This window comes from Segeticoccus rhizosphaerae, from assembly GCF_005222685.1.
GTDB classification, from domain to species: domain Bacteria; phylum Actinomycetota; class Actinomycetes; order Actinomycetales; family Dermatophilaceae; genus Segeticoccus; species Segeticoccus rhizosphaerae.
In genome coordinates this window covers 58,238-72,363 of the sequence record NZ_SWMA01000021.1, presented here as the reverse complement: position 1 = coordinate 72,363, position 14,126 = coordinate 58,238, and the positions used below count along the sequence as shown (strand labels likewise).

Annotated in this window: 14 protein-coding genes; 1 reads left to right on the top strand and 13 read right to left on the bottom strand. The window is 65.7% G+C overall.

What is annotated here, in order from left to right; all coding sequences use genetic code 11:
• A partial coding sequence (locus FCN22_RS14290) for a transposase (protein WP_202911584.1) occupies nucleotides 1-306 on the top strand: 306 nt, incomplete at its 5' end.
• Nucleotides 307-559: 253 nt separating this feature from the next.
• On the opposite strand, the gene FCN22_RS14285 is transcribed toward FCN22_RS14290, so the two are convergent.
• The 13 genes from FCN22_RS14285 to mtrA all read right to left on the bottom strand — a co-directional run bounded on the left by FCN22_RS14285 (nucleotide 560) and on the right by mtrA (nucleotide 14,008).
• A complete protein-coding gene (locus FCN22_RS14285) occupies nucleotides 560-1,483 on the bottom strand; it encodes a type II secretion system F family protein (RefSeq protein WP_137122233.1) in 924 nt (307 codons plus the stop codon).
• A 1-nt stretch (nucleotide 1,484) separates the two neighbouring features.
• Nucleotides 1,485-3,473 carry a VWA domain-containing protein gene (locus tag FCN22_RS14280; protein ID WP_137122232.1) on the bottom strand — a complete coding sequence of 663 codons (1,989 nt, stop codon included), beginning with the start codon at nucleotides 3,471-3,473 and terminating at the stop codon, nucleotides 1,485-1,487.
• Nucleotides 3,470-4,858 carry a TadA family conjugal transfer-associated ATPase gene (locus FCN22_RS14275; RefSeq protein ID WP_137122231.1) on the bottom strand — a complete coding sequence of 463 codons (1,389 nt, stop codon included), beginning with the start codon at nucleotides 4,856-4,858 and terminating at the stop codon, nucleotides 3,470-3,472. The genes FCN22_RS14280 and FCN22_RS14275 overlap by 4 nt, the downstream gene beginning before the upstream one ends.
• Nucleotides 4,855-6,066, bottom strand: a complete 1,212-nt coding sequence (locus FCN22_RS14270; protein WP_137122230.1) for a CpaE/TadZ family protein — start codon at nucleotides 6,064-6,066, stop codon at nucleotides 4,855-4,857. Before FCN22_RS14270 ends, FCN22_RS14275 begins: the two co-directional genes overlap by 4 nt.
• Before the next feature lie 7 nt (nucleotides 6,067-6,073).
• Nucleotides 6,074-6,892 (bottom strand): Flp pilus assembly protein CpaB, encoded by an 819-nt coding sequence (gene cpaB / locus FCN22_RS14265; protein WP_137122229.1) that lies wholly within the window; start codon nucleotides 6,890-6,892, stop codon nucleotides 6,074-6,076.
• 9 nt (nucleotides 6,893-6,901) lie between these two features.
• Nucleotides 6,902-8,029, bottom strand: coding sequence for a pilus assembly protein TadG-related protein (locus tag FCN22_RS14260; protein WP_137122228.1), 1,128 nt, complete (start codon nucleotides 8,027-8,029; stop codon nucleotides 6,902-6,904).
• Nucleotides 8,026-8,418 (bottom strand): TadE/TadG family type IV pilus assembly protein, encoded by a 393-nt coding sequence (locus FCN22_RS14255; RefSeq protein ID WP_137122227.1) that lies wholly within the window; start codon nucleotides 8,416-8,418, stop codon nucleotides 8,026-8,028. The genes FCN22_RS14260 and FCN22_RS14255 overlap by 4 nt, the downstream gene beginning before the upstream one ends.
• 102 nt (nucleotides 8,419-8,520) lie before the next feature.
• On the bottom strand, nucleotides 8,521-8,682 hold the full coding sequence (locus FCN22_RS22555) for a Flp family type IVb pilin (RefSeq protein WP_137122226.1): 162 nt from the start codon (nucleotides 8,680-8,682) through the stop codon (nucleotides 8,521-8,523).
• Nucleotides 8,679-8,870 (bottom strand): Flp family type IVb pilin, encoded by a 192-nt coding sequence (locus FCN22_RS14245; protein ID WP_137122225.1) that lies wholly within the window; start codon nucleotides 8,868-8,870, stop codon nucleotides 8,679-8,681. The genes FCN22_RS22555 and FCN22_RS14245 overlap by 4 nt, the downstream gene beginning before the upstream one ends.
• A gap of 138 nt (nucleotides 8,871-9,008) precedes the next feature.
• Nucleotides 9,009-9,194 (bottom strand): ComF family protein, encoded by a 186-nt coding sequence (locus tag FCN22_RS22850; RefSeq protein WP_373681323.1) that lies wholly within the window; start codon nucleotides 9,192-9,194, stop codon nucleotides 9,009-9,011.
• 701 nt (nucleotides 9,195-9,895) lie between these two features.
• Nucleotides 9,896-11,653 carry an LpqB family beta-propeller domain-containing protein gene (locus FCN22_RS14235; protein WP_137122223.1) on the bottom strand — a complete coding sequence of 586 codons (1,758 nt, stop codon included), beginning with the start codon at nucleotides 11,651-11,653 and terminating at the stop codon, nucleotides 9,896-9,898.
• Nucleotides 11,650-13,326 (bottom strand): MtrAB system histidine kinase MtrB, encoded by a 1,677-nt coding sequence (gene mtrB / locus FCN22_RS14230; RefSeq protein ID WP_137122222.1) that lies wholly within the window; start codon nucleotides 13,324-13,326, stop codon nucleotides 11,650-11,652. Before mtrB ends, FCN22_RS14235 begins: the two co-directional genes overlap by 4 nt.
• A gap of 4 nt (nucleotides 13,327-13,330) precedes the next feature.
• A complete protein-coding gene (gene mtrA / locus FCN22_RS14225; RefSeq protein WP_137122221.1) occupies nucleotides 13,331-14,008 on the bottom strand; it encodes an MtrAB system response regulator MtrA in 678 nt (225 codons plus the stop codon).
• Between the last annotated feature and the right edge of the window lie 118 nt (nucleotides 14,009-14,126).

Genomic DNA, 14,126 nt, shown 5'->3' with positions numbered 1-14,126 from the left:
GGACCGCTGATGGACGAGGCCAAGGCCGAGGTCCTCGCCTTCACCGCATTCCCCAAGACCCACTGGCGCAAGGTGTGGTCGACCAACCCGCTCGAGCGGGTCAACAAGGAGATCAAGCGTCGCAGCCGTGTCGTGGGAATCTTCCCGAACGCCGCCGCGGTCATCCGGCTGGTTGGTGCCGTGCTGATCGATATGCACGACGAGTGGATCGCCGGCGATCGTCGCTACCTCTCAGAAGAGTCCATGGCGCTGCTCAACGACACCATGGATACTGGTGAGCACGCCGCCATCGACAGCGGCGAGTAGGGCACCGAGGACCCCCTCAAAGCCCACCACCCCGCGGGGCTCTGTTGCCGTGTGACCCCCGGTTCCGGCGCAATAACGCGGACGGAACAGGTACCGTCACCCGGCGCGCGGCGAGGCCGTGGTGGGGCGGCATCCCCTGGTTGCCGCCCCACCGGATCCCCCTGCCGCTCGGGTCCCCAACCCGATAGGGGTCTCACATCTGGCTGAAGGTGCCCCCGCCGGCGTCTACGATAACAACGTCGGACGCGTGGCGTCAGAAGTTCGCGAACGAACTCATAACACGGATGGCGCCAGGACCAACGATCACGATGAACATTGCCGGGAATACACAGAGAAGCATGGGGAACAGGATCTTGATCGGCACCTTTTGAGCCTTTTCCTCGGCACGCTGGCGTCGCACAAGCCGCATCTGCAGGGCCTGTTCTCGCAACACTGCACCGATGGGCAGTCCGAGGCGGTCAGCCTGCACTAGGGAAGTCACGAACGTCTTGACTTCCGGCACACTCGTCCTCTGCGACATCGACTGGAAAGCTGCTCCGCGAGAGCGGCCGATCTGAATCTCCTGCAGAACACGCGAGAATTCACCAGCCACTGGACCGGTGACCGACTTGGCGACCTGTTGCAACGCCCCATCGAAGGCTTGTCCTGCCTCAACACACACCGTGAGCATGTCCAGCGCGTCGGCCAGGCCGCGACGCAGCCCATCCTGTCGCTTGACCCCCGCGTTGTATATGAGTAGGTCAGGCAAGTAGAAGCCCACTGCACCAAGGCCCACCCCTGCAGCAACCCCGCCTAAGGTGAGGCCGCCAGCGAAGGTTAGCCCCAGCGCGCCAGAAATGATCAGCAGCGCGCCCTTGACGGCGAAGACCCGCTCGAGTGCCCAAGCTGGAGGGTTACCCGCAACATCGAGCATCTTCGTGAGTCGCTTTGCGGCGCCTCCTGGAGATAGCTTCGTGGCGAGTCGCCGCGTCATGCCGAAAAGAAATCCCTCTAAGCGATCTCCGAGCCCCAACTCATTGCGAGCGACCTCTTGCGTACGGAAGTCGTGTTGGATCAGGGCCAGGCTGCGAGCAACGCCTGTCGGCTGGGAAGTGGAACTCAGGAGGATGACCAACGCCGCTCCGAGGCCCAGCAATACTGCTCCGCCACCGGTGTAGAGAAGAATTTGCGGACTCATCTCAGACCTCCACCTTGACGACACGGCTCATCCAGAACATGCCAAACAGAAGAGACACGGTCCCGCCAGTGACCATCAACAAGCCCATACCCGTGGTCCACAAGAGCGAGATGTAGTCGCGGTTGACGAGAAGCATGTACAGGAGCAGACCAATGGGTAGCGCGACCAAGATGTATGCGGACAACCGTCCATCCGCCGACAACGCCCGGATCTGGCGGACGAGCGACTCCCGCTCTCGAATCGTCCCGGCCGTGGTGCGCAAGGTCTCGGCGAGGTTGCCACCCACCTGACGTTGGATCCGGATCGCCATCGTGGTCCATTCCAGGTTAGTGCTTCCCATCCGACTTGCCATCCGCTCGAGACTGTCCTCGAGGTCAGCTCCGATGCGAGTCTCTGCCAGAGCTCTTGAAAATTCCTTGGCGGACGGCTCAGCCGCGTCACGCGTCACGGCGTCGACCGCCTGCGCCAACGAGAATCCTGTCGACAAGCTACTGGCGATTAGCGTCAATACATCTGGCAGTTGGGTATCAAACTTGCTCGCCCGCCGTGCCGCCTTGAAACGTAGAAAGAACAGCGATGCCCCAAGCCCGACGACGATCGAGACCACAAGAGCAACCAAGCTGCCGATAATCGAACTCCGCAAACCGAGCCAAGCCACCGTAAAGGTCACAATCACGGCAACGACCCGCAGCACGTACCACTCGCCCACCCGCAATGGCAGGTCGGCCCGTTCGAGCAGAACGGCCGTCTTGGCGCTGGAATCATGCCGCTTTGCCCAAGCGTCACTCACCCTGAGCACGCCGGCCGCGATGCCGCTAGTGCCAGACTTAGTTGCCTTGGTCTTCGCGTTGGCAACTGTGCCGACGTACTCGTCAAGAGATCGGATCCGGCGACGCGCTTCTGGGGTGAAGGCGGACCCGGTGGCGAGCAGCGACACTATCAAGAGACCGGCGAACACTGCACCAACTGCAACCCAGATCCACCCGGCCGACAGCCAGGGCGTTGCAGCCACCTTGGGTGCTGGGACGGCGGGTGCGACTTCAGCGACACTGGGCCGTGGGGCCGGCGATGTTACGGACGATGGGACCCTCGTCGACGGTGAGACGTGCGTTGCCACGCCTGCCGCGATGGGCGCACCATTGGCGCGGCCAGTGATGCGCAGTGCTTGGTTGCCAGAGACCCCAGGAGGCACCGTGACCTTCACTCGGACCTGCCCTGCGAGGGCCTTTGCGGCAGACGCGAAAGCCGCCCTGAGCGCTTTAGGGTCATCAGCCTGCACCAGGTGCCCCTGCGTGCCCTTGACGATAGTCCGGAGAGCCGCAAACTGGCTCTCGACGGTATGGAAGGCGACTGCCTCGGTCCGGATGCCATGGCTGGTGAGGACCTTGAGAGTCAACTTGGGGTTGGACTTGCTGACGGTGTCTCCGCCGTCGCTGAGCACGATGATTGTGCGACTTCCGTCTGGGCCCAGAGCCTTCGCGGCCCGCTGGAGGCCATCGTAGAGCGCCGTCTCGCCCTTTGCCTGCAGCGCGGGGAGAGCCTCAAGTACTGCACGCCGGTCGGTAGTGGGGCCAACGAGGACCTCGGGCTTATCAGCAAACGTCGCCAGCCCGACCCTAAGGTCGGAGGGGGCTTGCTTGAGGAAGGTCCGAGCTGCCTCTATGGCTGCGGCGATCCCGTCGCGCCCCATCGATCCACTGGTGTCGATCAGCAACACAGTCGAACGCCGCTCGTGCTGCACGCCCTCAACCGACACTGTTGCCTGCTTCCCTCCCACTGTCGCTCTGATGCTTCGAGGGTCGATGACAACCGTGTCCTCCCCTGCGGGCACCGTCAACATTGCGGTGATGTGGCCTTCGTCCCCCTTGACGTCGCTCAGCGAAACGGGTTTGGGGGTAGTGGCACCATGGGCTGCCGGCGCGACCGTCAGGCACAACAACATGGTCAGAAGGCACAGGGCCAGGGCCCGCGCGCGTTGTTGGACACTCACGCCGGCTCCCGCAAGTCGCCTACGGCAAAAGCGCCGGCCGGCAATTGGATCCCAGCGTCGCTGAGTGCTTGAGCAAATTTCGGTCGGAGACCGGTGGACCGCAGCGAACCTCGTACGCGGCCCTGATCGTCCCGACCGGGAGAAAAGTCGAAGGTGAAGAGGTCTTGCAGCGTAATCACGTCACCCTCCATACCCACCACCTCCGTGATCGCCAGAACCCGGCGCGTTCCATCCTTGAGCCGGGTGAGCTGGACGATGAGGTCGACGGCGCTGGAGACCTGGTCACGAATGGCGCGAATCGGTAAATCAACCCCGGCCATCAAGACCATGGTTTCGAGTCGAGAAAGGCTGTCGCGTGGCGAGTTGGCGTGCACGGTGGTCAACGATCCGTCGTGGCCGGTGTTCATCGCCTGCAACATGTCGAGAGCGGCACCGTCCCGGACCTCCCCCACGACAATACGATCAGGTCGCATGCGGAGCGAGTTGCGCACGAGATCGCGAATCGCGATGCTGCCCTTGCCCTCGACGTTCGGCGGGCGCGATTCCATACGCAAGACGTGGCGTTGGCGCAATTGCAGTTCAGCGGCATCTTCGATAGTCACGATGCGCTCGTCGTCGGGAATGTAGCTGGACATGACATTGAGGAACGTCGTCTTGCCAGAGCCGGTTCCCCCAGAGATGACGATGTTGAGCCGGCCGCGCACGCAGGCATCGAGCACATCACGGGCCTGAGTCGTCATCGTGCCGAATGCGATCAGGTCGTTGTCGGTGAACGGATCAGCCGCGAACTTGCGGATGGTGAGAACGCTGCCGTCTAGGGCTATGGGAGCTATCACGGCATTCACGCGCGAGCCGTCGGGAAGCCGCGCATCGACCATAGGCTGAGCCTCGTCGATGCGTCGACCCACCCTGGCCACGATCTTGTCAATGGTTCGCCTCAGGTGGGCATCGCTGGTAAAAGATGCGGCGACGGGATGGATCTTGCCAGCGCGTTCGATGTAGATCTGGTGCGGACCGTTGACCATGATCTCGGTGATCTCGCTGTCGCGCAATAGCGGCTCCAGAGGGCCGTGGCCGAGGATCTCGTCGGCCACCTCCTGGGCTATCCGGGTGCGGTCGGCGTTGGAAAGCGGCGTGTCCTCGGCCTCGAGGACCCCTTGCAATGTTACTCGAACCCGCTGCTCCAACTCGCTGCTTGCGAGGTGTGGATCATAAAGTTGCGGTCCGAGACTCTCGATGAGTCCCTCATGGACGCTGGCCTTGACCGCAGCGTACGGATCGACTGCCACGGCCGGCTCTTGGCTGCCAGCCGTGGCCGACGAGCCCGCAGTTGGAACGACGGGCGAGCTGCGGCGTGCTTGTTCCAGGCGATCGGCGAGACTCATGCCTGGCTCCCAGCCTCGGCGCGGCGCAGGAAACGGCGTCCGTTGGCCCGGTGAGCAGCCTTGCTCACCGGCATCGGGGACTCGACCGCCATCTTTATAGCGGGACGCAGTCGCTCGCGGACCAGCGCCTTGAGTGCGAGGCTGACTGGGTTCTTCGGCTCGTGCAGCACGACGGGCACGCCGCGGTTCGTGGCGGCGGTGACGGCACGGTTGTCCGGGATCTCCTGAGCCAGCTCGTGATGCAAGGCGGTGGTGACATCATCAACCGAAAGCCCGACCTTCGCGTCTGCTCTGTTGAGCACGAGCAAACGGTTAGCCTTCGGGTGTCCCAGTAGGTCGAGGGTATCGAGGGCGAGCCGCAGGTTCTTGACCGCGGGAATGTCGAGCGTCGCCAACAGAACCGAGGCGTCGCAGGCGTCGAAGCTGGTCAAGACGTGCTCTGTGAAGGCTGGCGGCGTGTCAATGACAACGACGTCATAGACCTTTTTGGCAACACGAAGAACCTCGGCGACAACGGCGGCTGGGATGCGGTCTGCGTCGCCCGGGTGAGCCGGAGCACAAAGCGCGTCTAGCCCCGAGTCGTGGTGCGTGACCACGGAGGCCAAGCCCTCAGCGTCCAGGTGGCCAGCCATCGCGACGACGTCTGCGATCGAGCGCTCCGGCATCAGGCCGAGCGAGATCGCCACATCGCCGAATGCAAGATCGAGGTCGATCAGCAGCACGCGGGTGGTGCGGTCCAAAGCGAGCTCAGCAGCCATGTTGGTTGAGACCGTGGTCTTGCCGCAGCCCCCCTTGGCCGAGAAGACGGTGACGATGCGGCCCTCCGCCGCCTCAGATCCCCCTGCCAGCCCGGCCAGCCTTGTCGAGAGTTGCTGGCTGCGAGAGCAGGCCTCGGTAAGGCTACTAAGGTCATCGGCACTCACGACCTCTCGAACACCCGCCCGCAGCGATTGGGCAAGGACACCGACGTCAAGCCTCCGACGCATCAGCACCACGCCTACTTCAGGCCGTTCGAGTCGTAGCGAGTCCGCCACGGTGAGCGCAGACGTCAGATCGATATCCGGTCCAATGACCAGCAGTATCTCGCGGCGATCATCGGCGAGACTGCGGTGTGCAGCGGGCGCAGACTCGACGACACGCATGCCGTGTCCCAGCGCCAACCGGAGGTTCTCGGCTGCCTGGTGGTCGGTTTCCCAAAGGAAGGTCATGACTGCCTCACTTTCCGAGGACGGTGTTGTCGTTGACGTCCGTCGCGGTGTCCGGCTTGGCGTCCTTGCCGAGCAGGCCGGCGTAGAGCGTGCCGGTCTGGATGCCGTGTACCAGGCGGAGGGAGTCCTTTGGAGAGACTGCCACGGTCACCAATGCCTGCAGCTCGTCATCTGGAGTCGTGCCGGCGCTTTTGTCCTTACCTTCGGTGGCGGTAGGTGCCGGAGCAGGAGCGCCTTCCCGGGTGGTGCCGACTGCGATGACTTTGACGCCGGTCAGCAGGATGCGGGTGGCGTGCAGGTACTCGGGCTTGTCCGCCAAGTGCTCTCCATTGGGCGTCAACTTGTCAGCCTTGGGGTCGTGAGCATTGAAGGTGTCGTAGATGACGATCTGAGATCCAGGCTTGAGCAGAGGCGCGATCCGCTGAGGGTCCGACAGGCTCACCGTGATCGCCACCATGCCCTTGGGCACCAGCGGCAAGGTGACCTTCTTCGTCGCCTTGGCAGTACCGAAGCGATCGGTGAGCACGACTTCACCAATCTGTATATCGGACTCGGCGACCAATGAGCGCGTTGCTGGCTCGACGCTCGTCATCGCGCCGTCGGGCACGCCCTTGGCTACAACCTGTTCCGGCACGATGAAGGCGCCGTCGACTGCCTTGGCCAACGTGGTGCCCTCCGGCACCGCCTTCTTGGCGATGTAGACAGTGGAGACCTCTTGGCCGGCCACCGCCCGCTTGTCGGCAGACTGAGCATAAGCCACGACGGCTCCCGCTCCCACCACCGCCACGACCAGGGCGATCACGATCGCCACCACTCGACGCTTCATGTCAGTTCCTCATCCCGCCATCTGAATAACCGTGGCACCCAGGTTTGGTGTGCCGGGGGGGCCAATCACGGTGCCAGTCGGCACCAAATCCTTCAGGAAATATCCGTAGAGACAGTTTCCGCCCTTGGCCTGGCATGCTGCTTTCGCTGCAGCTGTCGGATATCCCGGGAGGTTCGCCTTAAGCTGACCCGTGACATCGACGGCCGTAATGAAGAAGGCTGCCAAACCAAGGATGTGGTAGTTGGCGTTGCTACCGTTAGCCGTGTTGTCACACAGGACCTTTAAATTCGACTGACAGTCGTACACCGGCACGTATGCAACCTGTCCGACGGTAGCTTTTATAGAGTCGCTGCAGCCGCTCGGCGGGCTTACACCGGTCGACACGCTGACCCAGCCATTGGCGTCGACCTTGCTCTGACAGTTGGGTGTTGGGGCGAGCCAGCCGAAACCACCAGGTTGGTCATGACCATTGAAGCTGCACGGCGCGTCGTTGCTACCGTTGAGTTCGATCGCGATCTCTGCCGTGGGGTAGGTGGCGCCACTTCCGGTGGCGTCACGCCATTCACACGCGGAGAGAGTAAACGGCAGAGTCGAAATGAAATTCGCCGGCGGTCCCCAGGCAGCGGCTGCACAGGCCTGGTGGAAAGTGCCGGTTGAGCTGCCGGTCAATGACTGGGCGAAGATTGAGGGAAGGAGGGTGTCGCCAACGGGAGTACGGGTGTAGACGCGGACGAAGTTGGAATCCGCTGGCAGGTTGGCGTCTGGGCAGTTCTGCAGTAGTTTCGATGCCACGGTGCCGCAAGATGGGAGGGTGTTGTTGGGATCGTGACCACAGACAGCTGGCCCACCGTCGCTCCGTGCCAGTGCGGTATTGGTGTCGCTGTTGTCGTTGGCGTCGGCGAGGTTCTTGAGGTCGGGACTTGAATCGCTAGGGCAGGCATTGGTCTTCGCGCATTGCAGCGCAGCGGCCAAGGCACCAGCGTCGGCGCCGTTTTGCAATTGACGTCGCTCGTGAGACATGGCGCCGACGTCGACCGTGAGGGCGGCCATCCCGAGCAAGGAGCCCATACCGAGCACCACGGCCACGATTAGGGCAACAGCCCCGCGCTCGCGGTCCCGGCTTGCGAAGGGCTTCATCCTTGACACCTCATCGTCGCCGTCTGGGGGTAATTGCGGTCAATGCCGGGAATCCAGCCGACCAGGATCAGACCAGTCGGGTGCCAACCGACCGTCACTTCTGCAGAGTCGTTCGGCAAGGGAGCTGCCGGGCACGCCCGAGTCACGGCAACGGTCATACTGGAAAGCCCTGGGGCAGCTGCGTGCGCTCTCGTGGAGACATCGCCCGGAAAGCCGAGCGACTCCATGCGGACTCCCTCGCGGGCCGCTTGACTGAGTTGGATTTGAGCCGTGTAGATGCGGCCGAAGTCGATGATGCCGAAGAGCAGGACAATCAGGAGTGGCAGCACGAGAGCCATCTCAACCGCGGCTGCGCCGCGGTCGTGACCTTCTCTGCGTCGGCGTCTCATGGCCGGGCTCCTGGTGGTGTGTTGAGGAATACCTGCGCTGATAACCAGCGCAAGAGCCGGTCCGGCGGCGCCCGCGAAAGAGGAACGCCGCCGGACTTCGGCCTAGAACGGTGGGACCGAGGCGAAAAGCCCTTGGACCCTGATGCCGACAACAGTCACCATTGCGATGATCATGCCAGCGATGAGGCCGGCCATGAGCGCGTACTCCACGGCCGTGGCACCACGGTCGCCGTGCCGGCTGACCGTGGAGTACCGCTGGATCACGGCAGGTTGGTGTTGACGAGGTTGAACGCGCCCAGGATCTTCTGGCCAACTGCCGCGACGACGACGATGATGATGGCCGCGATGAGCGCGACCATGATGCCGTACTCCACCGCAGTGGCGCCGCGGTCCTTCTTGTCCTGGAGGAGGTGGAAGGCGCGGGTCTGGAGCTTGACGAGTGCAGAGGTCATGTCGAATCCCCTTTCAAGGGCTTGGGTGGTGCGGCCCGGGAGGTGGTCCGCGACATCACCTAGATTGCCCGGCGCGAGGTCCACGCACCATCGGCTGTTCCGCCCCTTTGTGGCTGCCTCTTCGGACGACAATGGGGGTCATCCGAACGGATGACCCCGACGCCTCTGGGTGGCCGCCACGGTGGCCCCTACCACGTGCCCTGCGCCGGCCTCACGAAGCGCTCTGGCCGCTTCGGTCAGGGTCGCCCCCGTCGTCAACACGTCGTCGACCAGCACACACGCCGAGCCCCCCGGGCAGCCGGCCCAACGAGCCCGCACGGCCATCGCGCGGTCGAGGTTGGCGGCGCGTTCGACGCTGTCCAGCCCGGCTTGATCCGCTACCCGCCGGGTCAGCCGAAGACATCTTGCCACATATATCGACCTGTGATCGAACGGGCTTGAGCCCCTGACCTGAATTTCGCGAATCGCCTTGCCCAACAATATATTCAGCGGGACGTCGCCGCGACTACGGACCGCTTGGGGTGAAGACGGCGCCGGCACCAACCACACCGGCCGGCCCGCTTGCAACGCCGCCGCCACAACCACATCCTCCGCGAGCGCAGCCTGCAGAGCAGCCGCGAGCAGGGGCGCGAGGACGTGCACCAGATCGCGCCGGTCACCGTCCTTGAAGGCGACCAGCGCGCCTCGGAAAGGCCCGGCATACGGTCCACTCGCCCACACGGGCGGACAGCCCTGCGGCATCGGATCGGGTCGCGCCGGCCGCGGCCAGCCGGCGCTCCCGTCCCGCAGCTGAGCCTCGCACTCGTCACACCACGGACGACCGGGCGACCCGCAACCACCGCAGCTCGACGGCAGGGCTAGACCGGCCAGCTCGCCCAGGCAGCGTCGCAGCAGCCCGCGCTGGTCCCGAGGAACAAGGTCGGACGTAGCCATGCCGCCACGATGTCACTGCATCCGGAGCCCCGGGAACGAGCGAGGCGCCTCGTGGATCAAGGCCGTTCGCAGAAGAGGGGTGTGGAGGGAACTCAGGAACCCGGGACGACGATGTCGGTGCCGGGACCGTATTCGGGCCAGCTCGCACCCGCCCGGGTGAGGACCTTGTCGCGGTCGGTCACGACCAGCAGGCCCTGCGAGCCGCCCTGGCCGGTGGCCGTGATGGAGCGCGCGCCCTCGACCGGGTTGAGCGGGGTGAGCTGGCCGCCGATGTCGATGACGAAGGGACGGATCCGCTCCCTGGTGGAGGTGCGCCCCAGCACCGCCACCGACCGGTCCGACACCCAGACCACGTCGGTCACGGAGATCAAGGTGGAGCCGATCCGCTTGGGCGGGGTGAGCCCGACTGGGTTGCCATGGCGGTCACGCTTCACCGCGGTGATCGCGACCTGGTCGCGGTCGGTCTTCGGGTCGTGCAGGACGATCACGGCGCGCTGGTCGGTGCGGGACATCCGGAAGTCGATGATCTGCCGGTCGCCGAGCCACGGCACCGCCACCTCCTCCGGCAACGCATCGGCCATCGTCGTGATCGTGTTGATAACCCACAGACGGCTGCGTCCCCCTGCCTGGCCGGCGACCCAGAGGCCGTTTTGGCTGCCGAAGCTCGGCTCGGTCAGGTCGGTGGCGAAGCGGGGCACCATGTGGAAGGTCTCGCCCTCCCACCGGCCCAGGTCCTTGTGGTCACCGCCGATCGCCGCGAGCTGGTCGCCGCTGGGTGATGCCGCGAGCCCGATCCACCCGATGGGCACCTGCGGCAGCTCGGGCGCGGACTTGGGGTGCACCGGCGGCAGGTCGATCCGGGTCGCGTCCACCCGAGTGAGCTCGGTGCCGGAGCGCAGCAACGCCGGCTGGTCCACCGGCGCCGTGAGGCCATAGCCCACATCGCTCGGATCGGTGGGGCTGTGCGAGAGGCCTTGCACCTCGAGCGGCGCGTCGTCCACCCGGATGGTCAACCGGCGCACCGAGGGCGACTGGTCCAGCGTGGTCAGGAACTGCGCCCACATCATCTTGCGATGCTCGACGTCGGCGTCTCGCGCGCGCGCGTTGAGGTCGAGGGTGGCCGTGCCGTCCTCGATGGCCACGGCGTCGACGGCCATCGACGCGCCGGACGGCACGCCGGTCTCGACCGCACCCCGCAGGTAGGCCGGCACCGGCTCGAGCTGCGCGCGCGCCAGGCTCGTGGCAAGGCCGGGTCCGGTGGGGAACCACCGCACATCCGGGACCATCGCGCGGGTCTTCGGGTCGATGTAGTTGACGCCGAACGCCTGGTAGAGCCGCTCGAAGTCGAGCGCGCTCACCCACAGCCCGAAGCCTTTCGGCAGGGCAGAGATGCGCCACTGGCCTTCGACCTTCTGGAGGGTGAACCTCGCCGAGCGGTGCGCGCTGGCGGACAGGTCGGTGTAGTAGCCCTGTGAGTTGACCGTCGCCACAGCCTTCACCCCTACCGTCACGTGGTCGGGCGGCTGGTGCTTCACGGTGAAGTTGGTCTCGCCGGTGTGGACGACGACCTTGCGCTCGGGCACCCACTTCTCCGCGAGGCGGGCGGTGAGAAACTGCCGCGCCACCTCGTGGTCGTTCTCGAAGCCAGCACCCGCGCGGAGGAAGCCCCTGACGATGTCGTTCTGCGAGGCGCCGGCACGGGGTCCGTCGTAGTCGATGCGGAACGGTTCCCCCGGCCCGGGGCCGAGGGCCAGACCAGGCTTGACCTCGCTCTCGGAGGGCAGGCCAGCGCAGGCCGTGAGCGTCATCAACAGCGCGAGCACGGCCGCCAGCAGGGTCCGCCGTCTCACGACGTCGACCGATCCATCGGCAGCGGGGATTGGCCGATCGGCACACCGGGCTTGGTCGGCAGGGTCAGCCGGAAGCACGAGCCCTCACCCGGCTCGCCCCACGCCTGCAGCCAGCCCTGATGCAGTCGGGCGTCCTCGAGGGAAATCGAGAGTCCGAGACCGGTGCCACCCGTGGTCCGGGCGCGGGCGGGGTCGGCACGCCAGAAGCGGTTGAAGACCAGGCCGGCCTCACCCGGTCGCAACCCCACTCCTCGGTCGCGCACCATGACTGCGGCTGCGGTCCCGTTGACCCCCACGGTGACCGTCACGGGCCGACCTTCTCCGTGCTCGATCGCGTTGACCACGAGGTTGCGCAGGATGCGCTCGATCCGCCGGGAGTCGACCTGCGCCATACATGGTTGTTGGGGAGCCACAATCTGCAGCTCGCTGCCACGCCGGGCGGCGAGGTGCTGCGCGGCCTCGACAGTCCGCGCCACCGAGTCGCGCAGGTCGGTGTCCTCGAGGTCCAGGGCTGCCGCTCCGGCGTCGAACCGGCTGATCTCGAGCAGGTCGGCCAGCAGGGCCTCAAAACGGTCCAGCTCGTCGTGCAGCAGCTCGGCCGAGCGGGACACCGACGGCTCGAAGTCGGCTCGTGCCGCGTGGAGCAGGTCGACGGCCATCCGGATCGTCGTCAGCGGGGTGCGCAGCTCGTGCGACACGTCGGAAACGAAGCGCTGCTGCACCGCGGAGAGGTCCTTGAGCTGGCGGATCTGCGACTGGAGGCTGTCGGCCATCGCGTTGAACGAGGTCGCCAGCCGGGCCAGGTCGTCCTCCCCCCGCACCTTCATCCGTTCGTCGAGCGCGCCGGAGGTCAGCCGCTCGGAGACGTGGGCGGCGCGGCGGACCGGCTCGACTGCGAGCCGAGTGACCATCCAGGCCACCGCGCCGACCAGCAGGATCAGCGCGACGCCACCGAGGTTGAAGGTGCGCTGGACCACGGCGAGGGTGGCCTCTTCGCTCTCCATGGGGAACACGAAATACAGGTCGTAGTCCCCGGCGGTCGGGATGTCGACGCGTGACCCGACCAGCACGGCGGGGACCATCCGGTTCTGCTGGTCCTTCACGGTGATGATCTTGACCGCTTGGTGGGTGCTGTTCCTGGCGAGCTGGTTGCGCGCGTCCTGCGGGATGCTGGGCAGCCCGATGTTGCCGCTGCCGCCGGAGATCACGGTCGGCACGATGACATTGCGCTGGTTGGTGATCGCGCGGGTGAGGATGACCTCGCGCGAGTTGTCCTCGCCCGGGGAGGCGCTGGACTGCACGATGTCACCGGCCAGGCTCTTGAGGCTGTCACGGTCGGTGCGATCCGCTCCGGTGAACTTGGCCTGTGCGGAGCGGGTCTGCTGCGCCGCCTCCTGCTGGGCGGAAGAGATCCGCGCCTGCACGAGGCCGTCGGCGATCCGCTGGTAGAGATAGGAGCCGAGCAACAGCGCCATGACCGTGCCCAGGAGCATGGTCAGCAGGACCACCCGCAGCTGCAGCGACGAGCGCCAGAGCCGGGTGAGCCAGTGCAAGAAGGCGAGTGCTCCTCGCCGTAGCGCCGCGAGGAGCCGCTCGAGGTCCTGGACTATCGGAGCCTTGGGGTCCTTGCGCTGCGTCGTCTCAGCCTCCGCGGGCGGGCTGATCTGGACCATCGCCCTAGGCCGGGCCCGCCCTGTAGCCGACGCCACGCACGGTCACGACGATCTCGGGGTGCTCGGGGTCGCGCTCGATCTTGGAGCGCAGCCGCTGCACGTGCACGTTGACCAGCCGGGTGTCGCCGGCGTGGCGGTAGCCCCACACCTGCTCGAGCAGGATCTCCCGGGTGAAGACCTGCCACGGCTTGCGCGCCAGCGCCACCAGCAGGTCGAACTCGAGGGGGGTGAGCGAGAGCGGCTTGCCGTCGCGCTTGACGGAGTGTCCGGCCACGTCGATGACCAGGTCGCCGACCTCCAGCCGCTCGGGCTCGGGCTCGTCGGTGCGCCGCAGACGCGCCCGCACCCGCGCAATGAGCTCCTGCGGCTTGAACGGCTTGAGTACGTAGTCGTCGGCACCGGCCTCCAGGCCCACCACGACGTCCACCGTGTCGGTGCGGGCGGTGAGCATCACGATCGGGACACCGGACTCGGCCCGCAGACGCCGGCAGACCTCGATCCCGTCGAGGCCGGGCAGCATGACGTCGAGCAGCACGAGATCGGGCTTGGCCTCGTGGAACGCCTCCACCGCAGTGCCCCCCTCTGCGCAGTGCGTCACCTCGAGGCCCTCGTTGCGCAGCACGATGCCCAGCATCTCTGCCAGTGCGAGGTCGTCGTCGACGACGAGCACGCTTCCCTTCACGGCACAGTCCTTCCCTCGCCGGTGTGGAGGCCATCGTCGCATCATCTTCCCCCACAGACACACACCGACGCCCGCAAGGAGATCCCAACCCGTGATCGCTAGGTCCTAGGCGTGGGTC

What these genes read in the sequence shown, in the direction of transcription:
- FCN22_RS22850 (WP_373681323.1), bottom strand. Translation starts at nt 9,194, where the DNA reads ATGGCCGTGCGGGCTCGTTGGGCCGGCTGCCCGGGGGGCTCGGCGTGT.
- FCN22_RS14255 (WP_137122227.1), bottom strand. Translation starts at nt 8,418, where the DNA reads ATGAGACGCCGACGCAGAGAAGGTCACGACCGCGGCGCAGCCGCGGTT.
- FCN22_RS14270 (WP_137122230.1), bottom strand. Translation starts at nt 6,066, where the DNA reads ATGACCTTCCTTTGGGAAACCGACCACCAGGCAGCCGAGAACCTCCGG.
- cpaB (WP_137122229.1), bottom strand. Translation starts at nt 6,892, where the DNA reads ATGAAGCGTCGAGTGGTGGCGATCGTGATCGCCCTGGTCGTGGCGGTG.
- FCN22_RS14275 (WP_137122231.1), bottom strand. Translation starts at nt 4,858, where the DNA reads ATGAGTCTCGCCGATCGCCTGGAACAAGCACGCCGCAGCTCGCCCGTC.
- FCN22_RS14285 (WP_137122233.1), bottom strand. Translation starts at nt 1,483, where the DNA reads ATGAGTCCGCAAATTCTTCTCTACACCGGTGGCGGAGCAGTATTGCTG.
- FCN22_RS14260 (WP_137122228.1), bottom strand. Translation starts at nt 8,029, where the DNA reads ATGAAGCCCTTCGCAAGCCGGGACCGCGAGCGCGGGGCTGTTGCCCTA.
- FCN22_RS14245 (WP_137122225.1), bottom strand. Translation starts at nt 8,870, where the DNA reads ATGACCTCTGCACTCGTCAAGCTCCAGACCCGCGCCTTCCACCTCCTC.
- mtrB (WP_137122222.1), bottom strand. Translation starts at nt 13,326, where the DNA reads ATGGTCCAGATCAGCCCGCCCGCGGAGGCTGAGACGACGCAGCGCAAG.